At 58.6% G+C, this 22,594-nt stretch carries 17 protein-coding genes; 13 read left to right on the top strand and 4 right to left on the bottom strand.

Annotation, left to right across the window (positions count from 1 at the left end):
* Positions 1–25: 25 nt before the first annotated feature.
* The 7 genes from rnc to ftsY all read left to right on the top strand — a co-directional run bounded on the left by rnc (position 26) and on the right by ftsY (position 10,140).
* Entirely contained in the window at positions 26–754 is a 729-nt protein-coding gene (rnc, locus tag I6J19_RS09355) for a ribonuclease III (RefSeq protein WP_038628630.1), read from the top strand.
* Positions 754–1,617 carry a bifunctional DNA-formamidopyrimidine glycosylase/DNA-(apurinic or apyrimidinic site) lyase gene (mutM, locus tag I6J19_RS09350; RefSeq protein WP_038628632.1) on the top strand — a complete coding sequence of 288 codons (864 nt, stop codon included), beginning with the start codon at positions 754–756 and terminating at the stop codon, positions 1,615–1,617. The genes rnc and mutM overlap by 1 nt, the downstream gene beginning before the upstream one ends.
* Positions 1,618–1,635: 18 nt before the next feature.
* On the top strand, positions 1,636–3,096 hold the full coding sequence (locus I6J19_RS09345; protein ID WP_038629544.1) for an alanine/glycine:cation symporter family protein: 1,461 nt from the start codon (positions 1,636–1,638) through the stop codon (positions 3,094–3,096).
* Positions 3,086–3,367: an acylphosphatase gene (locus I6J19_RS09340; protein ID WP_081914014.1), complete on the top strand. Its 282-nt coding sequence runs from the start codon at positions 3,086–3,088 to the stop codon at positions 3,365–3,367. The genes I6J19_RS09345 and I6J19_RS09340 overlap by 11 nt, the downstream gene beginning before the upstream one ends.
* A gap of 257 nt (positions 3,368–3,624) precedes the next feature.
* Positions 3,625–4,941: an ammonium transporter gene (locus tag I6J19_RS09335; protein WP_038628634.1), complete on the top strand. Its 1,317-nt coding sequence runs from the start codon at positions 3,625–3,627 to the stop codon at positions 4,939–4,941.
* Positions 4,942–5,029: 88 nt separating this feature from the next.
* On the top strand, positions 5,030–8,524 hold the full coding sequence (gene smc, locus I6J19_RS09330; protein WP_038628636.1) for a chromosome segregation protein SMC: 3,495 nt from the start codon (positions 5,030–5,032) through the stop codon (positions 8,522–8,524).
* 47 nt (positions 8,525–8,571) lie between these two features.
* Complete coding sequence (ftsY, locus tag I6J19_RS09325) at positions 8,572–10,140, top strand: signal recognition particle-docking protein FtsY (RefSeq protein WP_038628638.1); 1,569 nt, start codon at positions 8,572–8,574, stop codon at positions 10,138–10,140.
* Positions 10,141–10,312: 172 nt separating this feature from the next.
* Here ftsY and I6J19_RS09320 read toward each other — a convergent pair whose 3' ends face one another.
* Positions 10,313–11,044 (bottom strand): hypothetical protein, encoded by a 732-nt coding sequence (locus tag I6J19_RS09320; protein ID WP_038628640.1) that lies wholly within the window; start codon positions 11,042–11,044, stop codon positions 10,313–10,315.
* Positions 11,045–11,567: 523 nt separating this feature from the next.
* A complete protein-coding gene (locus I6J19_RS09315) occupies positions 11,568–12,407 on the bottom strand; it encodes a hypothetical protein (protein WP_187402575.1) in 840 nt (279 codons plus the stop codon).
* Between the two features lie 605 nt (positions 12,408–13,012).
* Between I6J19_RS09315 and ffh the strand changes: the two genes are divergently transcribed.
* On the top strand, positions 13,013–14,608 hold the full coding sequence (gene ffh, locus I6J19_RS09310) for a signal recognition particle protein (protein WP_038628644.1): 1,596 nt from the start codon (positions 13,013–13,015) through the stop codon (positions 14,606–14,608).
* A gap of 16 nt (positions 14,609–14,624) precedes the next feature.
* On the opposite strand, the gene I6J19_RS09305 is transcribed toward ffh, so the two are convergent.
* Positions 14,625–16,775: an acyltransferase family protein gene (locus I6J19_RS09305; RefSeq protein ID WP_038628646.1), complete on the bottom strand. Its 2,151-nt coding sequence runs from the start codon at positions 16,773–16,775 to the stop codon at positions 14,625–14,627.
* A gap of 298 nt (positions 16,776–17,073) precedes the next feature.
* Between I6J19_RS09305 and rpsP the strand changes: the two genes are divergently transcribed.
* The 4 genes from rpsP to I6J19_RS09285 all read left to right on the top strand — a co-directional run bounded on the left by rpsP (position 17,074) and on the right by I6J19_RS09285 (position 19,725).
* On the top strand, positions 17,074–17,556 hold the full coding sequence (rpsP, locus tag I6J19_RS09300) for a 30S ribosomal protein S16 (RefSeq protein ID WP_038628648.1): 483 nt from the start codon (positions 17,074–17,076) through the stop codon (positions 17,554–17,556).
* A 143-nt stretch (positions 17,557–17,699) separates the two neighbouring features.
* Complete coding sequence (gene rimM / locus I6J19_RS09295) at positions 17,700–18,194, top strand: ribosome maturation factor RimM (RefSeq protein ID WP_038629546.1); 495 nt, start codon at positions 17,700–17,702, stop codon at positions 18,192–18,194.
* The gene (gene trmD, locus I6J19_RS09290) at positions 18,191–19,078 is read left to right on the top strand and encodes a tRNA (guanosine(37)-N1)-methyltransferase TrmD (protein WP_038628650.1); all 888 of its coding nucleotides are present in this window, start codon (positions 18,191–18,193) and stop codon (positions 19,076–19,078) included. The genes rimM and trmD overlap by 4 nt, the downstream gene beginning before the upstream one ends.
* Positions 19,078–19,725 carry a phosphatase PAP2 family protein gene (locus tag I6J19_RS09285; RefSeq protein ID WP_038628652.1) on the top strand — a complete coding sequence of 216 codons (648 nt, stop codon included), beginning with the start codon at positions 19,078–19,080 and terminating at the stop codon, positions 19,723–19,725. Before trmD ends, I6J19_RS09285 begins: the two co-directional genes overlap by 1 nt.
* On the opposite strand, the gene I6J19_RS09280 is transcribed toward I6J19_RS09285, so the two are convergent.
* Positions 19,685–20,179 (bottom strand): DUF1877 family protein, encoded by a 495-nt coding sequence (locus I6J19_RS09280; protein ID WP_038628654.1) that lies wholly within the window; start codon positions 20,177–20,179, stop codon positions 19,685–19,687. The two genes, I6J19_RS09285 and I6J19_RS09280, sit on opposite strands and share 41 nt — an antisense overlap.
* Positions 20,180–20,261: 82 nt before the next feature.
* Between I6J19_RS09280 and I6J19_RS09275 the strand changes: the two genes are divergently transcribed.
* Positions 20,262–22,580: a Tex family protein gene (locus I6J19_RS09275; protein ID WP_187402576.1), complete on the top strand. Its 2,319-nt coding sequence runs from the start codon at positions 20,262–20,264 to the stop codon at positions 22,578–22,580.
* Positions 22,581–22,594 lie beyond the last annotated feature (14 nt).

The following is a 22,594-nucleotide window of genomic DNA, read 5'->3' as shown; positions in this document are numbered from 1 at the left end:
GAAGACTTTAAAGGAGATATAACGGATGAGCCGCAAGCGTCGGCTAACCGGTGAAGCGGCTAGAAAGGCGGCCTTTGAGGCCGTCGATCACGCCCCGCTGCTGGAAAAACTCGGTGTTGAACTACCAGAGGAGTCCCTGAAGCTCGCTCTGACCCACCGCAGTTTCGCAAATGAAAATGGCATGCTGACCAATAACGAGCGTCTAGAGTTCCTGGGCGACGCCGTGCTGGGCATGTGCGTTGCTGAAGAACTCTACCGTCGCTTCCCGGACCGTGCTGAGCAGGATATTTCCAAGATGCGCGCAGGTGTCGTGAACATGTACGCGCTGGCTGACCTGGCCCGCAGTATCGGATTGGGGGAGCACATTCTCCTCGGTCGCGGTGAGAAGGCCACCGGTGGCGCGGATAAGCACTCAATTCTCGCTGACACCACCGAGGCACTGCTGGGTGCCATTTACCTGCAGCATGGCTTTGAGGTTGCCCGCGAGACCGTTCTTCGCCTGTTTAACCAGATGATTGACGATGCCCCGACGGAGTCTCGCGGTCGTGACTGGAAGACGCTGTTGCAGGAGCGCCTGGCAGCCAAGCAACTACCGGCTGCTGAGTACACCGTGCGCACCACCGGCCCCGACCATGACCTAACTTTCTACGTCGACGTGCTGGTTGACGGCGTGGTTAAGGGCAGCGGTACCGGCGCCACGAAGAAGGAAGCCGAGATGCACGCCGCGCATCAGGCGCATACTGCACTTGCATAATGCCCGAGCTTCCTGAAGTCGAGTCCGTACGCCGCGGTCTCGACGCTTACGTCGTCGGTGGCCGCATCGAGGATACTTTCGTCTACAACGCTCGTGCCGTGCGGCGCCAACCCGGTGGTGCCGCAGAGTTTATCGGTCGTACGCGCGGGCGCACGGTTATCGCTACGGATCGCCGCGGCAAGTTCATGTGGCTCACGCTTGACGACGACTCCGCAATTGCCATCCACCTGGGTATGAGCGGCCAATTGCGTGTGGAAGCTCCGTACACGCCCGATACGCTGCCCGGACGCCACACCAGGGCCGCATTTGACATAGCCCTGCCGGACGGCGCTCGGCACCTTATCAACTTCAACGATCAGCGCACCTTTGGTTGGGTCTGGGCCTGTGAAATGGTCGAATACCACGGTCGCTTTGTTCCGGAACCCGCAGCCAAGATCGCGCCCGATCTATTGGAGCCAACTGTCGATGTGGTTGCACTTGCACACCGCATGATGAAGTCGCGTTCGCCAATCAAGGCGGTATTGCTCAATCAGAACATCGTGTCCGGCATCGGCAACATTTATGCCGACGAAATGCTTTGGGCGGCGAAGGTTGATGGTCGCGTGCCGGCGTGCGACCTTTCGGTCCGTCGATTAGCGAAACTTCTGCGGGAGGGCCAAGCGGTACTTCAGCGGGCGCTAGCGGCCGGCGGCACGAGCTTTGACGCACTATATGTACATGTCAACGGCGAAAGTGGCTATTTCGAGCGGAGCTTGAACGCCTATGGCCAAGCGGGGGAGCCGTGCTCGAGGTGTGGGCGCGCAATTGTACGTCTGCCATTTGGGAATAGATCGAGTTATCTGTGTCCCACCTGTCAGCGCTAGAATTTCCTTATGAGCTTCATGGAACAAGCGACCGATTGGGTCAACGCCTGGAATGACAAGTACTGGCTGTTCATGATTCTGCTACTCAGCGGTGCAGGCCTGTACTTCTGTTGGCGGACCATTGTGGTGCAGCTCCGGTACATCCCGGAGATGTTCAAGGCAATTACCGAAAAGCCGTCTGACATCTCCGAGGGGGTCAAGGGCATCTCGGCCTTTAAGGCCTTCACAATCTCTGCTGCCTCGCGTGTCGGTACCGGTAACGTCGCAGGTGTGGCGGTGGCAATCACTACGGGTGGGCCAGGTGCCGTGTTTTGGATGTGGCTACTCGCTGCGATTGGCGGTGCTACCAGCTTCGTGGAGTCGACGCTGGCGCAGCTGTACAAGGTGCGGGATAAGGACTCTTACCGAGGAGGGCCCGCGTACTACATCACCAAGGGGCTGGGAGAGAACTGGCGCTGGATGGCGTCGCTGTTCGTCATCGCGATCACGGTGACCTACGGTTTTGTGTTCAATGCGGTGCAGTCCAACTCAATCACGGCGGCTGTGGCTGAGTCGACTGGTCAGGAAACGCCGATCTTTAAATTCTGCGTCGGCATTGTGCTGGCAATCTTGGTCGGCGTCATCATCTTCGGTGGTGTGCAGCGTATTTCGGCGGTGACACAGATCATCGTGCCGATTATGGCCGTGGCTTACATTATCCTCGGCCTGATTGTCTTGGCTCTCAACATCACCGAGGTGCCGGGCCTGATCAAGCTGATTTTTGAGCACGCCTTCGGTATCCGTGAGATTGCTGGTGCCGCTGTCGGTACCGCCATGATGCAGGGTATTCGCCGTGGTCTGTTCTCCAACGAGGCCGGTATGGGTTCCACACCAAATGCGGCGGCTACGGCGTCGGTGTCGCACCCGGTCAAACAGGGCCTAATCCAGACGATGGGTGTCTACTTCGACACCTGGGTCGTCTGTACCATCACCGCAGTTATCATCCTGTTGTCCGATCCGACCTTCGGCGGCGATGCGGAGGGCACCGCGTTGACTCAGGCTGCGCTGTCGGCGCAGGTGGGTACGTGGGCCATCCACGCGGTCACGGTTATCATCTTCTTCCTCGCGTTCTCCTCGCTGGTGGGTAACTACTACTACGCCGAGGCGAATATCCCGTTCCTGTCAAAGAGCAAGGCTGTCTTGAACACCGTGCGCGTCCTGGTTATCCTGTGCGTGATTGGCGGAGCTGTCGGTTCCGTGCCGCTAGTCTGGTCGCTTGCAGATACGTTCTCCGCACTCATGGCCACCATCAATATCATCGCGATTCTGCCGCTAGGCGGTGTCGCAGTCGCCCTGTTGAAGAACTATTCCGAGCAGAAGGCCAAGGGACTTAATCCAGTATTCCACCGCGATGATCTGCCTAACCTCCGCGGTCACGACAAGATCGAGTGCTGGGATGGTTCCGACCCGATGACGGTGCGTGAGTCCGATGCCGCTTAACGACGTCCGCCTCACCGCATGGGTACACGGACGCGTTCAAGGTGTCGGTTTTCGCTGGTACACCCGCGCGACGGCACTGGAGTTGGGGTTGGTTGGTTACGCCCAGAACTATCCGGATGGTCGGGTGTTAGTTGTTGCCGAAGGGCCACGGGCAGACTGTGAGAGTTTGCTCGCTTGGCTGGAGGGGCCGAATACTCCAGGCAATGTGACGGCAGTGGTGCCCCTATGGCAGGAACCGAAGGGGGCATTTAGCACGTTTGACCGTCGTTAAGCGGGTGCTAACTGTCTTCCTCCCCCCCCATGTCGGTGTAGGAAACCGAAAAATTCGAATACGTTTTATCCCTCGCTCTGTGTGATTGATTTTGCGCAGTTGGCGGGGGATTTTTTCGTGTCTTGGGGTAGTTGATTGGGGCGCTAAAGAGCTCCCGGAGCGCTAGAAAAATACGCAAGTGAGAAAAAGACTACGCAAATACGGAATCAGGGTGGTTTAAGTTAATAACTACCTACTGACAGACAGGGGAGGCACAAATGACGCCTGAAGAAGTGATTGCACAGTCGGGAAACTCAGCGTGGATGCTGATCTCGGCTTCGTTGGTCTTGCTCATGACACCGGCGCTCGCGCTGTTCTATGGCGGCATGTCGCGACAGAAGTCGGTACTCAACATGATGATGATGAGCTTTGGCGCTGTCGGCGTTGTCGGTGCCATTTACGTCCTGTGGGGCTGGTCGATGTCCTACGGGTCGCAGCCAATCGGTGGTGTATTTGCCAACCCGTTCGAGTTCTTTGGACTGCGTAACTCAATCACGGACGATGACGGCAACTATATTACGGGTGCAAACGGTTACCCGAACATCATCGACATCGGATTTCAGCTCACGTTCTGCTCTATTTCTGTAGCGCTGATTTCTGGCGCGCTGGCCGAACGCGTGAAGTTCTCCACCTGGTTGATTTTCGTCGGTATCTGGACAACGCTGGTGTACTTCCCAATGGCATACATGGTCTGGGGTGGTGGTCTGCTGAGCCACTCTGCAGAGAGCCTTTCGGCAAAACTGTTTGGGGCCGCTGACGGCGAGGCTGCCATCGCTCCAATTGACTTCGCTGGCGGTACGGTTGTGCACATTGCTGCTGGTACCGCCGCTTTGGTGCTGGCGATTATCGTCGGCAAGCGCAAGTCTATCGATGGCAGCCAGCATCGCCCGCATAACCTGCCACTCGTCATGCTGGGTGCTGCACTGCTGTGGTTCGGCTGGTTCGGCTTCAACGGCGGTTCGGCATTTGCTGCCGACGGTGTCGCTGGTCTGGCATGGCTAAATACGACGGTGGCAGCGTGCCTAGGCATGCTCGGCTGGATTTCACTCGAGCGTTTTCGTGATGGACATCCCACCTCGCTGGGTGCTGCTTCGGGGGTCATCGCAGGGCTTGTGACTATTACTCCGGCCGCAGGAGATATGAACCCGGTGACTTCAATCATTCTGGGCTATATCGGCGGTGTGCTGGCTTGCTCGGGCGTTGGTTTAAAGTACAAGTTCAACTTCGATGACACCCTGGATGTGGTTGGTCTGCATCTGGTTGCAGCCATGTGGGGAACGATTGGTGTTGGCCTGCTGGCTAACGACCGCGGACTGCTTACCGGCGGTGGCATCGACGGCCTGAAATTGTTCGCCATCCAGATCATTATTGCGGTCATCGCAGCGGTGTTCTCGGGCGTGCTGACGTACATCATTGCCCGAGTTCTGAAGGTAACCGTCGGCTGGCGTATCCACGGCGAGCAGGAACATTCTGGTATCGACGTTGCTCAGCACGGTGAGTCGGCCTACACGTCGGCCAAGCAGGCGGCTGTGTAATCCAGGCTGTGTAAATGAGGCTGTGAAAACAAGTGGGTCCTTGGGTTAATTCAGCTCCAGTCCACAACTGCAGGTAAGATATTGCCCCATGTATTTGAAATCGCTGACTCTGAAGGGCTTTAAATCCTTCGCTTCGGCGACGACGATGAAATTCGAGCCCGGCATCTGCGCAGTTGTCGGCCCGAATGGATCTGGTAAGTCGAATGTTGTCGACGCCCTCGCGTGGGTTATGGGCGAGCACTCCGCCAAGACCCTCCGTGGCGGCAAAATGGAAGATGTCATCTTCGCGGGTACTTCCGGGCGAAAGCCCTTGGGGCGCGCGGAGGTTACTCTTACCATCGACAATTCCGATGGGGCACTTCCCATTCAATATAAAGAAGTCTCTGTCACGCGTCGCATGTACCGCGACGGCGCCAGCGAATACGAAATCAACGGTTCTCGCGTCCGCCTCATGGACGTCCAAGAACTCCTCAGCGACACCGGCATTGGCCGTGAGATGCACATCATCGTCGGCCAGGGCCGGCTTTCTCAGATTCTGGAGTCTCGGCCAGAGGAGCGTCGTGCGTTTATTGAAGAAGCCGCAGGCGTGCTCAAACACCGTCGTCGCAAAGAAAAGGCGCAGCGTAAACTGCAGTCGATGCAGGCCAATCTCGACCGGCTGCAGGACCTGACAGGTGAGCTTTCCCGTCAACTCAAGCCGCTAAAACGTCAGGCTGAGGCTGCCTCTCGCGCTCAGACTGTGCAGGCAGACCTGCGCGATGCCAAGTTGCGTTTGGCTGCCGCGGACTTCGTGGACTTGCAGGACAGCCTCAATGACATTGCTGGTCAAGCCAAGCTCATTGAGGAAAAAGTAGAAGCTGCCACGGAGCGTGCTGAGATTGCCGCTGAGCGCACTGCAGAACTCGAAGCCGAATTGGAGGACATTACTCCAGCTGCCGATGCTGCCCGTGACCTATGGTTCCGTCTCTCCGCACTCGGTGAGCGTATTCAAGCGACGGCCCGCATCGCCGCCGATCGCGCGGCCGACCATTCCGTCGCTCCGTGGGTAGGCCCGGACCCGGACTTCCTGGAGCAGCGTGCCGACGATGCCGCCACCGAAGAAGCCACGCTTGCAGAGGCAGAGGCAGAGGCTCGCGAAAAGCTGGAGGAAATCGGCGAAACGCTTTTCGATGCCGAGGAAACGTTCCGCGAAGCAGAGGCCGAGCACCTCGCGGCCGTTCGCGCAATCGCCGACCGTCGCGAAGGAGTGGTTCGCCTCATTTCCGCCGAAGAATCTCTGCGCACTCGCTTGGAAGCCGCCGAAGCCGAAGCTGCACGCCTTGCCGAGCAAACCAATGAGGCCGACGAACGCCGGGCCGATGCCACCGAAGCCGTGGAAAACGCCGCACAGGAACTAGCCGAGGCCGAATTCGAAGGTCCCGAGCTGCAGAGCGTTTATGAACAGGCTAACCGGGAAGCAGAGCTGGCCTCTACACGGTTGAAAGAACTCCGTGCTGACGAGCGCGACCTCGAGCGCAGCGTCTCAGGTTTGTCCGCTCGCATCGAAGCTCTAGAGACCGCCCGCACCGCTGCTGCCAACGACGGCACCGCGTGGCTACGCGAAAAGCACGAGCTCGGCGTTCTCTCTGAAGTCATCGATGTCGACGCTGGCTGGGAAAAAGCGCTCACCGCAGCCCTCGGCGCGGCCGCCGAAGCACTAGTCAGCGAGGGCAGTGGAGATTCGCTTATCGACGAGCTGGTGGCTGCAGGCAAAGGCAGTGCCGTCGTTATCAGTTCTGCGGATGCATCCGACTCCTGGCGCTTGGACATCACTTTGCCCGCACAGGCATCCTGGCTGCTCGACCATGTGACAGTGCCCGCGAAGCTTTCGGGTTCGTTGACCTCTCTGCTCGTTGATGTCGTGGCCTGCGACGACGAACTCGTTGCCCGTGAGCTGGTGACGCAGGATACTCGACTGCGCGTTGTTGACCGCGATGGTGTGCTGCGTGGCTCTGGTTGGGTAGCTGGCGGTGCTGGTGGCACTGCATCAGGTGTGGAAATCGCCGCCGACATTGCCAAGGCCCGCGAAGAGCTGGCGGAGGCGCAGGTGCGTTTGAGTGACCTCGGTGGTGTGCTCTCCGGTGCACAGGCCGAAGAAGAGGACCGCCGCACTGACGCTGCGGCCGCCCGTGCTGCGCTGCGTGAGCATCAGAGTCGTATGAAGGTCCTCACGGATGCCCGAACTCGGGCCACGGCGCAGCTGTCCGGCGTGGTGCATGATGCCGAACGTGCTGAGCAGCGCGGAGCCGAAGCCGTGGACCGAGTAACGAAGCTCCAGAAGGAATTGGCGGAGGTTGCGGACCGCTTGGCTCGCGTTGACCGTGACCCCGAGGAGGGGGAACCGTCGACAAGCGAACGTGACCGTGCCTCGGAGGCTCTGACGGCAGTGCGCGCCATGGAGACAGAGGCGCGTCTGTCGCTGCGTACGGCAGAGGAGAGGCTGTCGAGTGTACGAGGTAAGGCCGAGCGGCTTCGTCGCCAGGCTGCGTCGGAGCGCGTAGCGAAGGCGCGCCATGAGCAGGCGCAGATGGCTAAGGTTGCCCAGCGCGAATTGGCAGAAGTCGTCGCGGAGCTGGCTGAGGATTTGCATGCGAAGGTCAACGTGTCGTTGGCGCGGGCAGAGGCCGATCGCGACGATGCCGAGGCGCAGAAGAAGACGGTGTCGCAGGCACTATCGGCGGCACGGACGGAGGCAAATGGGGCGCAACGTGAGCTGGCACAGCTAACGGATTCCGCGCACCAGGGAGACATCGCCCGTGCACAGGCGCAGGTCCGCGTGACCGAGGCTGCAGAGCGCATCGTCGACCAGTTGGGGCTGTCTGTCGATGACCTGCTCGCGGACTTTGCTCCTGATGAGAACTTTGACCGCGCAGCCGTGACGAAGCAGCTCAAACAGGCGGAGAAGGATCTGCGTGTGCTCGGCCGCGTCAACCCGTTGGCGCTGGAGGAGTATAAGGCGATGGAGGAGCGCTACTCTTTCCTATCCACGCAGCTCGATGATGTCCTCAAGGCCCGCCAGGACCTCACCGATGTTGTCGAGGAAGTCGATGCCACGATTCTGCAGCTCTTCACAGACGCGTGGAACGATGTCGAGGCAGAATTCCCCGCGGTCTTCCAAACGCTTTTCCCGGGCGGTGACGGACGACTGGTTCTCACTGAGCCTGACAACCTGCTAACCACAGGTATCGAGGTTGAAGCTCGCCCACCGGGCAAAAAGGTCAAGCGACTCTCGTTGCTCTCCGGCGGCGAGAAGTCGCTGACGGCGCTGGCAATGCTCGTTGCTATTTTCCGCGCTCGCCCGAGTCCGTTTTACGTGCTCGACGAGGTGGAGGCAGCGCTTGACGACGTTAACCTGCGTCGCCTTATTGCGTTGCTCGAGGAACTCCGCGCGACCAGTCAGCTGATTGTCATTACGCACCAGAAGCCAACAATGGACGTTGCGAATGTGCTCTACGGTGTGACCATGCGGGGCGATGGTGTGACTCGAGTAATCTCGCAGCGAATGTCACCGGCATCCGCAACTCCGTCGACAGGAGCGGAGTAGGCGCGGAGTAAGTGAGGAAGAGTCGTTGATACTGCATAATGAGAGTTATGACTCCAACTCAGTGGATACTCCTTGTCGTCGCGATTGTCGTTATTATCGCGCTGCTTTTTGTTGTGGGCTATGTCCGCAGGAAAAACCAGCGCATTTCCTTTGCGAAGGAAGATACTAAGGAACTCACCCAGCAGGAGAAGTCTGGAAATTACCAGGCCACTAGTGGTTTTAACTTCGCTCCGGCCGGTAGTGGAACTGATACCCGTGAGAAGCAGCCGGTTGAAAAACCGATGCCCAAGCCGGTGGAAAAGCCCATTGAAAAGCAGGTCCCGGAACCAGTTGAAAAGCGGGCAGATGAGCCCGTTGATAAGTCGACGGATGGCTCCCTGCTGAAGCCGGAAGGCCAACTGCCTATTCCCGATAACCCCACCGAAATGGAGGGGGATCACGACCGCGTAATGCGGGAAATCCCAATCGATTTGCCTACGGCCGGAGAAGAGGAATCAGAGCCCGAGCCGGAACCACAACCAGAGCCCCAAGCAGAGCCTGAGGTAGAGGTAGTTTCTGCTCCTGAACCGGTGCCGGAGCCGGAGCCGACTCCCGAACCAGAACCGACGCCAGAGCCGACGCCAGAACCGACGCCAGAGCCGGAGCCGACGCCGGAGCCAGAAGCGGAACAGCAGATTGACTCCATTGACCCGGCTGAGGGACGTCTGGGTCGCCTGCGCGGTCGTCTGTCCCGGTCGCAGAATGCAATTGGCCAGTCTGTGCTCGGCATCTTGGGCGCGGGTGACCTTGATGAGGACGCGTGGGAAGAGGTCGAGGACATCCTGGTGATGGCTGACCTCGGTGCGGCTGCGACGCAGCGTGTCGTCGATAAGCTGCGTGAGCGTATTGCCAGCCAGAAGGTGAGCACGGAAGAACAGGCACGCGCCCTGCTGCGTGAGGTGCTGATTGAGGAGTGCAAGCCTGAGATGGATCGCTCCATTCGCGCACTTCCGCACGAGGGCAAGCCCGCAGTGATTCTGGTGGTCGGTGTCAACGGCACTGGTAAGACCACGACGACGGGCAAACTGGCTCGTGTGCTGGTGGCCGGTGGCCACCATGTTGTTCTCGGTGCAGCGGACACTTTCCGTGCCGCTGCTGCAGATCAGCTGGAAACCTGGGGCCGTCGTGTCGGTGCCGAGACCGTTCGTGGCGCTGAAGGCGCGGATCCTGCTTCTATTGCATTTGAGGCAGTTGCTCACGGTATCGAGTCCGGCGCTGATGTGGTGCTCATCGACACCGCCGGCCGCCTGCACACCAAGGTCGGACTGATGGACCAACTGGACAAGATTAAGCGCGTGGTGGAGAAGAAGGCTCAGGTTGATGAAGTCATCCTGGTTTTGGACGCGACGGTTGGCCAAAATGGTCTGCTGCAGGCTCGTACTTTCCGGGATGTTGTAGACATCACCGGCGTTGCTCTGACCAAGCTGGACGGTACCGCGAAGGGCGGCATTGTATTCCAGGTGCAAAACGAGCTCGGTGTACCGGTGAAGTTGGTTGGCCTTGGTGAAGGTGCTGACCACCTGGCGCCGTTTGAGCCGGAGAGCTTTGTAGACGCACTGCTCGGCGGCCGCAAATAGTAACTAACATCGATGAGTGAATTTTCCATTGATTGGTGAGTACAGCGTCGGTCGTTGCCCCCTCCCGGCAAAAAGTAAAGGCCTCGGAGCCACCGCGTAGATTTCTGTAGAGGATACGCGGGGCTCCGGGGCTTTTACTGTTGAGGGGCTAGGAATCTAGCGGAGAGTTGTGCTAGGAATCCTTAGAATTCTTGCGTGCGAGGCGGGTAGCTGCCACGCCACCGACCAGGAGTGCGAGAGCCGCACCGCCGAGGGCAGTCGCCTGAACACCAGTGACTGCTAGACCAGTGTTCTTGGTCCCGGTTTGCTTACCGTCATTCTTAGGGTTGTCGGGCTTGTCTCCTGGATTTTCCTCCCCAGGATTCTTGTCGTCCCCAGGCCGTTCGTCACCTGGGTTTTCATCATCCCCCGGTGCGTCATCGTCTGGGTTTTCATCGTCGGAAGTTGGACAGTAGCCGTAGACTCCGGTTGCCGGGTCGATCTTGCTCATATCCCGCGGGGAACCATCGGGGCACGTTGCGGTGTCATCGACTCCCGGCGGAATTCCGTCATTCTCTGGGGCATCTTCGTCAGGCTCCGGAGTTGGGCCGGAATCATCTGAAGTGCCACACGCGCCGTAAGCTCCGGTTGCCGGGTCAATCTTGCTCATATCCCGCGGGGAACCGTCGGGACAGGTCTGGGTGTCCTCAACGCCCGGTGGGATGCCATCGTTCGATGAACCTCCTGGATCCGGGTTTGCCGCGTCATCTACACACTGGAAAGTACCGCCAACATTTTCAAAATGTTGACCGGCGGGGCATTCCGATGGGGCGGGGTCAGGAATCTGTGCGGTGGCGGCGCCAACGCCGATGAGCATGCCGGCTGAAGCGGCAGCGGCCACCATGGTCGAAGAGAGCTTCTTCATTTGGAAACCTCACAATGTCTATAGGAAAGCCCTGCAATCAATGGGCTTAAGGGGGAACACTGTTCACACATTTGATTCTAATAACTAATTAAAGTCTTTAGTGGCATGGGTTTGGGGAGGGGGTAAAGCAAAATTGTTGACTCGTCCAAACCTCAGTAGAGGAAAGTGGGAACTTATATTTACAACGCTGAGTGTGTACACCCGTTGTGGTTGGAGCGTTTATAGAACTTGCCACTGTCGACTCGGCATAGGGCTTTTCTGTCTTCGCTAATGGAGCCGAGTCTTCTAATGTCTTATAGCTTTCGCTCATCTTTGCTGGCGAATGGTGCTTCCTAATCGTGTCGGGGTGGCGAAAGGCGGGTGGGGCGTAGCGGTTTGGTAAAAAATCGGTATCTGTGCGGTTTATGGTTCGAGCTATAGGAGTTATAACGTTTCGAAGATATGACACGCAAAAATGCTCCCGATGCTGAATTGGCATCAGGAGCAGTTTACGTTTCGCTAGCGGGGTAGAACCCTAAGCTTCTTAGCGGTTCTTGCGGGCGATGCGGGTAGCAGCGACACCGCCGACCAGAAGAACCAGAGCGGCTCCGCCCAGGGTGGTGGCGTCAACGCCGGTGGCTGCTAGGCCAGTGCTCTGAGTGGAAGAAGCCTTCTTGGACTCAGAGTTATTCTGCTCAGACTTCTTGGAGTCTGAAACCTTCTTTACGTTCTCGGAATAGGTCGTCTTCTTGGACTCGGACGCCTTCTTCTCAGCCTTTTCCTTGGCCTTCTTCTCTTCCTTCGTGCACTTGTTTTCGTTCTTGCACTCAGCAGAGATCTTGATGTCAACGTTTACCTTGACATCCTTGCCGTCTTTGCCCGGTTTGCCGTCCTTGCCTGGCTTGTCAGTATCCGGCTTGTCCTTGCCTGGCTTGTCAGTATCCGGCTTCGTCTCGTCCTTGACGCAGGCACCGAAGACGTTCGGGTTGCCCGGAACTGGCTTGCTCATGTCGAAGTGCTCGCCCTCCGGGCACTGCTTATCAGAAATACCTGGGTTTCCGAGGTTGCCGGGCTGGGACTCATTGTTGCCCGGCGTTTCAGGCTTAGGGGCTTCCTTGTCCGCGACGCACTGGAAGGTTCCGCCGACGTTTTCAAAGTGCTGGCCGTCTGGGCACTTGTCCGGCATTGGGGCCGGAATTCCGTCAGCGGAATCCTGCTCAGGCTGGTCTGCAACGCACTGGAAAGTGCCGTCGACGTTTTCAAAGTGCTGGCCGGCGGGGCACTCGGTCGGCATTGGGGCCGGAATCTGTGCAGTAGCGATGCCTGCGCTTGCAATCATGCTGGCGGAGAAGGTGGCGGCGATAGCCGTAGTGAACTTCTTCATGAAAACCTCCCAAGGAGTCAAACGGTCAGAGACCGATGAATATGATTTCGCCGTTCATCCCTCATCGTGCACGGCGGAAAATAAAACCAGGCCAACTGCGGTTAACTAGGTTCATGGCTAACCATAAACTGGTTGATATATGCATGGCATTGGAAGTAGTTATAGGGATAACTCTAGGTGTGTAGTGGCACACTTTGACCTGCTGTAATGCTGCCGGTTTGCAATTTAGTTTGCACCATTTCGGGGGAGGCGTGCACTAGGATCGTCCTTAGTAAAAGTTGGCTATTGGCGTTACTTGTCTGTTATCTACCTGGCGGTAGATAGGTTGTGTAAACGTTCTTTATGCAGTGGGACAACCCTGTCTTAGGTCGTGTTTAATTGTCACGTTAAAATAATGAATAGTAATTTAACGTTCCCGAGAATAAAAGAGCTTCACTCTATTGCCGATTTCTACTTCCTATTGGTTACACCCGAATCGGGGTGTTTAGGGTGGATGGGATGCAATTGTTGTCGATAGGCGAAGCTGTAGATATGTGCCAAACGGAGTAGCCAGCGGGTACGGTAGAACAGTTAAGAAAAGATAAGGCAAAAGGGGAGCTGGAAACTTGTTTGAGTCTCTTTCCGATCGTTTGACGGGTGCCCTGCGGGGGCTGGGCGGGAAGGGTCGCCTGACTGAGGCGGATATTAACGCCACCGCCCGCGAGATTCGGCTGGCTCTTCTGGAAGCCGATGTCTCCCTTGAGGTTGTCCGTACCTTCATCAAGCGCATCAAGGAACGCGCTAACGAAATTATTGGCAGCCAGACGGTCAACCCGGCCAACCAAATCATTGAGGTTGTCAATGAGGAACTGATCAACATCCTCGGTGGCGAGACTCGACGTCTCAATATGTCGAAGCAGCCGCCAACGGTTATCATGCTGGCCGGTCTGCAGGGTGCTGGTAAGACCACCTTGGCCGGTAAATTGGCCAGGTACCTCACGGATCAGGGGCACACCCCAGTTCTCGTCGCCTGCGACCTGCAGCGCCCAGGTGCGGTGCAGCAGCTGGAAATCGTGGCTGAGCGTGCAGGCGTGCCGTGCTTCGCACCGTTCCCGGGCACCAGCCTCGATTCCACCCATGAAATGGGCACCAGCGAGGACAACCCAGTTGACGCCGCGTTCCGTGGCCTCGCTTATGCTCGCCAGCATCGCCACGATGTGGTGATTATCGATACCGCAGGTCGCCTGGGTATCGATGAGGTTCTGATGAAGCAAGCCCGCGATATTCGCGATGCCATCAACCCGCATGAAGTTCTGTTTGTCATCGACTCCATGATTGGTCAGGACGCGGTAGAGACCGCCAAGGCCTTCCGAGATGGCGTTGACTTCACCGGTGTTGTACTGACCAAGCTCGATGGCGACGCGCGCGGTGGCGCTGCACTGTCTATCCGTGAGGTCACAGGTAAGCCGATTCTGTTCGCCTCCACGGGCGAGAAGTTGGAGGACTTTGACGTCTTCCACCCAGACCGCATGGCCAGCCGCATCCTGGGCATGGGTGACCTGAAGACGTTGGTTGAGGTCGCTTCCAAGGAAATTGATCATGAGCAGGCTGCAAAGTCTGCCCAGAAGATTGGTTCGGGCGAGTTGACTCTCGAGGACTTCCTCGAGCAGATGATGATGGTCCGCAAGATGGGCCCAATCGGCAACATCCTCAAGATGCTCCCCGGCGGCGCGGAAATGTCCAAGGCCGCGGAAATGGTCGATGAAAAGCAGCTTGACCGCATCGAGGCGATTATCCGCGGTATGACTCCGGAAGAGCGCGAGAATCCGAAGATTCTGAACGCTTCACGACGTCGTCGTATCGCCAACGGTTCCGGTGTGTCTGTTTCGGAGGTTAACCAGCTCATCGAGCGCTTCAATGAGGCACGCAAGATGATGGCTCAGATGGCCGGTCGTTTCGGTATGGGCGGTGGCCGCCCATCGAACCGCAAGGCCAAGCGTGGCCGAAAGGGCAAGGGCAAGAATAAGCGCAAGGGCGCTAACCGCGGCCCGACGCCGCCGAAGGCAATGCGCGGTGGCGGAATGCCCGGTATGCAGGGCATGCCGGGGATGCCTAGCATGGCCGAGCTGCAGAAGCTACAGAAGCAGATGGGCAACCAGCTGCCAGAAGGCATGGAGGGCTTTGACCTCAATAATCTCGACTTCGGGCAGGGCAAGAAGTAGCTGGGGCAAGAAGTAGCTAGCCCCGCAGGCTCTCCTGGATCTGGCGGCCCATTTCGGCACTGAAGGTGGCCGCTAGTTCATCGGTGATGTGATTGCTGTCGCGGTAGACGTAGATATTACCGATAACATTGCGGCAGGTAGTCGGGCCACAGAAGATGTCGGAAAAATCTAGACTGTGCCCGTTGGGGAAGTTTGCAAGAATTTCCTCAGCGGGATTTTCTGCATTTAGAGCAGTTTTGCGGTGGATGGTGCAATCTTCGTTCGCTTCGTCGCACACGCTTGGGGAGAACTGACTCAAGTCCTCCCGTAGCGCCCACGGGTTATCGCGGATTGCGAAGAAATCAATTTCGCGTTCTTGTAGAGCAGTGAAAAACGAGACATAGCCATCCGGCGTATAGTCGCCGGGCTGCGGTGGGTCCGCCTGGAATAAGGGCCTGGTCGAGGTGGTGAAAACCATCTCTGGCTGAACCTCGTCAATTTTCTGCAGTGCCTCGAAAGTCCAGGGCACGCAGATGTCGCCGACTCCGTGGATTGGTTCTAAAGTCGCTGGACAGCCCTGTCGAAGGAGAACGACCACTCGGTAACCGTGCTTCTTGCCGTAGGCATCAATTGGGGCGAACCAGTGTTCCATGTGCGAGCCCCCGATGATGACAATCGATTCACTAGCATCCGGGTCACCGTAAACACACGGTTGGGTCTCATCGCGCCAACGGCGATTCGGCGGGAAATACCCGACGTCTTCGCCGCCTGTCACAAGGCAACCATCGAGGGCGGGTTCCGGCCAGAGGTCAGTGATGAAATCGGTATTCGGCTTTGTGGCTGCCTTCGGCACCTCGTACCCGTCGGTAAGCGCGAGCGCACCTGGATAGACCATTGGATCTAGGCTGGTGGCAGAGGCACGATTGACGCGCAGCTGCTGCACGTTGACAAGGCTGGTCATGCCAACCAACGCAATGATTACAACAGCGCCGGCTACCGCTTGGCGACGAGCCGGGTGACGATGCTTAATTGCGTGGATTGCATCGCCGACGACGGGCTGAGTCCGGGTCGGTCGGCGAGTCGATTGAGCCAGTGGCAGCTCGACATACTTGTTGGTGAGCTTGGCCAAAATGAAGGAAACGACAATCACTGCGGTGCCAAGCTTCAACCCCGGAGTATCGCGGTTGAGGTAGTTTATGGCCAGGATGAGAAGAGGCCAGTGCCACAGGTAGAGCGCGTAGGCGCTCTGGCCTATCTCGCGCATTGGGCGGCTGGCCAGGAACTTGGAGATCCAACCCGCCTCGGGGCCAGCGATAATAATCAGCGCAGCACCTCCGAGGGGCCATAGTGTCCAAGGGCCTGGGAACTGTGCGGCACCGTCGAAGATGAAACCGGTGGAGACCACCAGTGCGAGGCCGATGCCTGCTAACAGCACTCGTAGAGGCGTGGGCATGGGGATGGAGCCCCGGACAAGAATCAGTCCGAGTAGTGCGCCGAGGCAGAGTTCCCAGAGGCGGCTGACAGTGGAGTAGTAGTTCCACCCCTGGTTCTCGGAGTGCATATAGAAGGCATAGGCAAGCGAGCCGAGAGTGATAACTGCCAGCAACGGGGTGAGGATTCGGCGGAGTCTACCGCCAGTAGCGTCGGTACGCTTCGCCTCCACTGGTGAGGTGACAGTCCCGACAATCCGGGATGAGCGCGTCATCCAGGCGAGTAGGGAGATGAGCAAGATTGAGCCGAGGTAAAACTGACCCTGCACCGACATTGACCACAGGTGCTGCAGTGGGGAAGTTTCGCTCTCTGCGGCAGCGTAGTCCGAGCCCTGGAGTGCCAGTTCATAATTTTGGTAGTAGAGCAGGCTGGCGCGGAGTTGCTGGGCAATGTCAATGGTGCGAAGCGATGGAATGAAGTAAATGACAAACAGGGTTGTCGCGAAGAGGACCAGCACCAGTGTCGGGATTAGGCGACGCAGCGTGCGCCAGATGCTCCACCACGGATTGATGGACTGCCGGGGATTGATGGCATTGCGGTACTGCGCGCCGAAGAAGAAAAACCCGGAGAGCAAGAGGAATACGTCCACACCACCGGAAACGCGACCGACGTAAACGTGGAAAAGGACTACGAGGGCAATTGAAATGCCCCGTAGTCCGTCCAAGTCATACCTATACTGGGTGCCGGTGGTTTTCATAGAATGTTACGTTACCGCACTGTCAACGACGTTCAGCTTTAGTGGGTATGCAGAGTTTCGAGTGCGCAGTTTTGTTAATTTCCAAAAACTGCTGGTAACATACCTCGAGTTGCCTCAATGAGAATCCTCAGCTGAGGCACGACTGCGAATTCATCGGATCCGGCCACGGCCGCCCGGTGGTCACGCGCAGTGTAAATATCCCAAGGGCAAAACCGGTTCAAGGCACCTCGTTAGTAATTACTGGTGAGCTTGGATGCATAAGTATTGTCCAGTGACATAGAAGAAAGAGGAACTCCTCATGGCAGTCAAGATTAAGCTGCAGCGCCTGGGTAAGATTCGTACTGCTCAATACCGCGTTGTCGTTGCTGATGCTCGTACCCGCCGCAACGGTGCGGTCATCGAGAACCTGGGTATCTACCAGCCGAAGGAAGAGCCGTCGATCATCAAGATTGACTCCGAGCGCGTTCAGTACTGGCTGGGCGTCGGTGCACAGCCGACCGAGCCGGTTCTGGCTCTTCTGAAGGTCACCGGCGACTGGCAGAAGTTCAAGGGCCTCGAGGGTGCTGAGGGCACTCTGAAGGTTGCTGAGCCGAAGCCGACCAAGCTCGAGCTGTTCAACAAGGCTCTGGAAGAGGCCAACAACGGCCCGTCCGCGGAGGCCATCACCGCTAAGCGCCGCGAGGCCAAGGAAGCAGCTAAGGCTGCTAAGGAAGCTGAGGAGGCCGCAAAGGCTGCCGAGGCTGAGGCTGCTGAGTCCGAGGCTTCCGAGGACGCCGAGTAATAAGGACGCTGAGTACGCCGCTTAGCTAATCCGGGCGCTACCTTATACTTCAAGACGAAGTGTTGGGTGGCGCCTTTTTGCTTTATGCGGGTGTTTTACAGAGCCTTTATAAGAGAGGGAGTGTGCGCGTGTCGGTAGCTGACATGGTGCTTATTGGCCGAGTGATTAAGCCCCACGGTGTGCGCGGGGAAGTCGTCGTTGATGCAACAACGGATGACCCGGAAGGGCGTTTCGCAGTCGGAACCACGCTGTTGGGTGTACAGGCGGGCCGTGAAGAACAGCTGACTGTGAAAACGGCGCGTCCGCACCAGGGCCGTCTGCTGGTTCGCTTCGAGGAGATTCCGGGCCGCAATGAGGCCGAGCGTTATCGGGGCATGAAGTTTTATGCCGAACCCGTCTTCGAAGACGAGGGTTTTTATGACTTTGAACTCGAAGGCCTGCGCGTTGTCCGCAACGGCACCGATATCGGCGAGGTCACTTCTATCGTCCGTGCTCCCGCTCACCGTCTCCTTGAAGTCACGCTTGACGGAGGCGGCCGGGAGGTACTTATTCCTCTGGTAGAGGAAATCGTTCCGGAAGTAGACCTTGAGAACTCAACCGTCACCATCACGCCGCCGGAAGGACTGTTGGAGCTGTGAGCTTACGTCTCGATGTAGTCACAATCTTCCCGGAGTACCTCGAGCCACTGCGTCATGCGCTGCTGGGCAAGGCAATCGAACAGGGCATTTTGAGCGTCGGAGTGCACAACCTGCGCGACTGGGCGCCAGGTGTACACCAAGCCGTGGATGACTCGCCCTACGGCGGTGGCCCCGGCATGGTTATGAAGCCGGATGTCTGGGGTCCCGCCCTCGACGAGATCGCGACGCTGAAAGTGGAGCAGTCGTTGACATCCGCTGTGCCGCATTCGGACAATGTCCGCCATGATCAGAAACTGGGTCTGGCCGAGGAATCTTCCTATGCTGCAGCGGAAGTGCCGTCGTTAAGTGAAGAAGATTCAGCGAAGCCCCTGCTGATTGTCCCGACCCCGGCGGGCGAGCCGTTTACGCAGCAGATGGCGCAGGAGTTCTCACACGAGGAGCACATTGTGTTCGCGTGCGGGCGCTACGAGGGCATTGACCAGCGCGTTATTGATGATGCCGCTAATCGTTATCGCGTGCGTGAGGTCTCTATTGGGGACTATGTGCTGATCGGCGGGGAGGTGGCGGTGCTGGTGATTGCGGAGTCCGTCGTGCGGTTAATCCCAGGTGTGTTGGGCAACCGCAAGAGCCACGAGGAGGACTCTTTCTCTGACGGTCTGCTCGAAGGGCCGTCCTACACAAAGCCGCGCGAGTGGCGTGGACTAGAAGTGCCGGACGTTCTCCTCAGCGGCAATCACGCGCTGGTGGACCGTTGGCGGCGCGATCAGTCACTCATTCGTACGGCCGAACGTCGTCCGGATTTGCTTGCCGACGTCGACCTCAGCGTCCGTGACCAGGAAATAATTCAAGAGGTCATTGGGGAAGTAACCGAGGAGAACTGCTAGTGGCACGTGTTCGAATTGCGCGACCCCGGCACGTCATTGGTTGGTTAGCTGTCCTAGGGGCACTGGCGTGGTTCACTCAAACGCAGCTGGCGGGGAGCGTAGATCAGTCGTTTGCAGGCTGGGTCAGTGACCTGCATGGGGCACGGAATGGCCGCGTCGATAGTTTGATGCTGACTTTGAGCGAGATTATCCGGCCGATTTACGTCGCGCCGGTCACGCTTGTTGCTGCGGCACTCCTGTGGTTCCGCTTCCGTGCGTGGGCGTTGCTACTGCCAGCGTCATTCGGTTCGTCGATTGCGGTGACTTATGCCATGAAGTGGTTTTTGGACCGCGACCGACCGGGCGAGGAGTTCTCGCTGGTCAACCTGCACGATGCAGCGTTTCCTTCTGCACATGTGGCAGCGGTTACCTCCAGCGGCATGGCCGCGATGCAGCTTGCCATCCCCGTATTGCGGCGCACAGCCCGCAAGCTGCTTGACCTGGCCATCGTCGCGCTTATCGGTGCCGTGGCACTATCACGCGTGTGGGTCGGGGCGCACTGGCTCACCGATGTTATCGGCGGACTTATCGCCGGAGTTATCGGCTTGGCAGTTGCGTTGTTGGTTCTTAGGAGATGGCCACGAGCACGGCGCTACGCGCTGCTTTAGTCTCCTCATAGAAAGCTAAGAGTTCGCGGTAGCGCTGCGTCGCAGTGGCTTCGTCGATAAGCGAACCATTGTCCGTGATACGGGCGTCTAAGTCGATGCTTGCCAGCGTCTGGTGCACGTCGCCGACGCGATCGGCGCGGATGACCGCGGACAGCGGCTTGCGGCAGACGCGGTCGGCGCCGAGGATGGCCTCCGCCAGCGGGTCGCCGAGCGCCTGGCCGTCGATGGGATTACCGGTCAACGTGCGAAGCAGGGACTCCCAGTCGGTGTCGATGTCCAGGGCATCTTCGTCCGGAACGTCGACGAAGTGCTGCAGGATAATCTTCTCCGCGCCGTCGTTAACAAGCCCCGCCGTGCCGCCGTCGCTGGTCGCCGCAGGTGCTGCGACCTCAACTAACCGTGCTGCCTCCTCATCGGAAATGCGCAGGTATTCGGCACAGAGTTTCTGCTTCATGGGGCTCCTTTTCCGGTGTTAACTGCGAGCCTTCTGTGGGGCGTTCGCCAATTGGTACTTCCACGATAGTAAAGTTGCCCGGGTGATTTCATCAGTAATTGCCCGAGAACTCGCCGCCACTGGTGCGGACATTGCCGAAAGTGCCGTCGCCGCCGCTATCAAGCTTCTCGACGAAGGCAACACCGTGCCTTTCATCGCCCGCTATCGCAAAGAAGTAACCGGCGGGCTCGATGACACACAGCTGCGTTTCATCGAGGAACGCGTCGTCTACCTGCGCGAACTAGAAGAGCGCAAGCAGACGATTCTCGCCGCCATCGAAGAGCAGGGAAAGCTTAACGACGACCTCAAGGCCGCCATCCTCGCCTGCGACACCAAGGCACGGTTGGAGGATCTCTACCTGCCGTACAAGAAGAAGCGCAAGACCAAGGCCGATATTGCGCGTGAGGCCGGGTACGAACCGCTGGTGGAGGAGCTACTGGCCGACCCCGCCGCGGACCCTGAGGCTCTGGCCACTAAATATGGCGAGGCAGCTGGTAAGGATGCGAAGGACGCTCTGACCGGTGCCCGTGCCATTTTGGTCGATCGCTTCGCTACTGATGCTGATTTGGTGGGCTCTGTCCGTGAGCAGGTGTGGTCTTCCGGTTCCGCCGCCGCTGCCGTGGTGGAGGGCAAGGAGACTGAGGGCGCGAAGTACCGCGACTACTTCGAGCACAACGAACCGCTGGAGACCATGCCCAGCCACCGTGTGCTGGCCGTGCTGCGTGGAGAGGCCGAGGGCATCCTGACTCTCAACATCGATGCGGGTGAAGATGAGACCTACGAACACATGATTCGTGAGGCCTTTGAGCTTCCCGACGGCGGTGCCTCCAAGTGGATTGACCAGGCCGTTCGTTTCGGCTGGCGTACCAAGTTGGAGGTTTCCGCTGCCCTCGATGCCCGCACTCGACTGAAGGAGCGCGCCGAGGCTGAAGCTGTGGATGTCTTCGCCCGTAACCTGCGCGACCTGCTGCTGGCTGCCCCTGCTGGTCAGCGCGCCACTCTCGGCCTGGATCCGGGATACCGCAATGGTGTGAAGTGCGCCGTTGTCGACTCCACCGGCAAGGTGCTCGACACTGCCATCGTCTACCCGCACCAGCCGCGCAATGACTGGTCTGGCGCCAAGGAGCAGCTGGCCACTGTCTGCGCCACTCACCGCGTGGAGCTCATGGCCATCGGCAACGGCACCGCTTCCCGCGAGACCGAAACCCTGGCCCGGGAAATCGCCGACCTGATCGCTCAGGCCGGCGGCAAGAAGCCGACCCCAGTGGTGGTCTCTGAGGCCGGTGCTTCCGTGTACTCCGCATCGTCCCTGGCAGCAGCCGAGTTCCCGGACATGGATGTTTCGTTGCGCGGTGCCGTGTCGATTGCCCGCCGCCTGCAGGATCCGCTTGCCGAGCTCGTCAAAATCGATCCGAAGTCCATCGGTGTCGGTCAGTACCAGCACGACGTTTCCCAGACCAAGCTCGAGCACTCTCTCGATGCCGTGGTTGAAGATGCCGTGAATGCTGTCGGCGTGGAGGTCAATACCGCCTCCGCGCCGCTCCTCGGTCGCGTTGCTGGCGTGTCCTCGACCGTTGCGGACAATATCGTCGCATACCGAGACGAAAACGGCGCCTTTACCTCCCGAAAGGAACTGTTGAAGGTTCCGCGTCTCGGCCCCAAGGCCTTCGAACAATGCGCCGGCTTCCTGCGCATTCACGGCGCTACCAACCCGCTGGATGCCTCTGCAGTTCACCCCGAGTCCTACCGCGTCGTCGACGCTATCGCAGCGTCGGCTGGCGTCAGCGTCCAGGAGCTCATCGGCAACTCCCGCGTCCTGTCCAAGCTGCGTGCCGAAGACTTCGTCGACGACTCCGCCGGCATCGGTCTGCCCACCGTCCAGGACATCTTGGCTGAGTTGGACAAGCCTGGCCGCGATCCACGTCCCGAGTTTGTCACCGCCACCTTTAAGGAGGGCGTGGAGAAGGTCTCCGACCTTAAGCCCGGCATGATCCTCGAGGGCACGGTCACCAACGTCGCGGCCTTCGGCGCCTTCGTCGACGTCGGAGTCCATCAGGACGGCCTCGTTCACGTCTCCAACATGGCGCGCGGTTTCGTCTCCGACCCACATGAGGTCGTCCGCTCGGGCGAGGTGGTCAAAGTGAAGGTTCTCGACGTTGACGTTGAACGCAACCGTATCGGTCTATCGCTCAGGCTTGACGACGACACCTCGGATGCCAAGCCAAAGCGTGGCGACGGTCGCCGTGAAGGTCATGGAGATGGTCGTCGTGGTGATGGTCACGGTAAGGGGCGCAAGCGCGGTTCCCAGAACAAGAAGCAGGGCGGTTCCATGGCTGACGCGCTGCGCAGGGCAGGCTTTTAGCGCTTGAGCTGTTA

Origin of the sequence: Corynebacterium amycolatum, from assembly GCF_016889425.1 — a bacterium.
Lineage (GTDB): Bacteria > Actinomycetota > Actinomycetes > Mycobacteriales > Mycobacteriaceae > Corynebacterium > Corynebacterium amycolatum.
The sequence above is the reverse complement of the archived record's forward strand: the minus strand, read 5'-3'. Positions and strand labels throughout refer to the sequence as shown.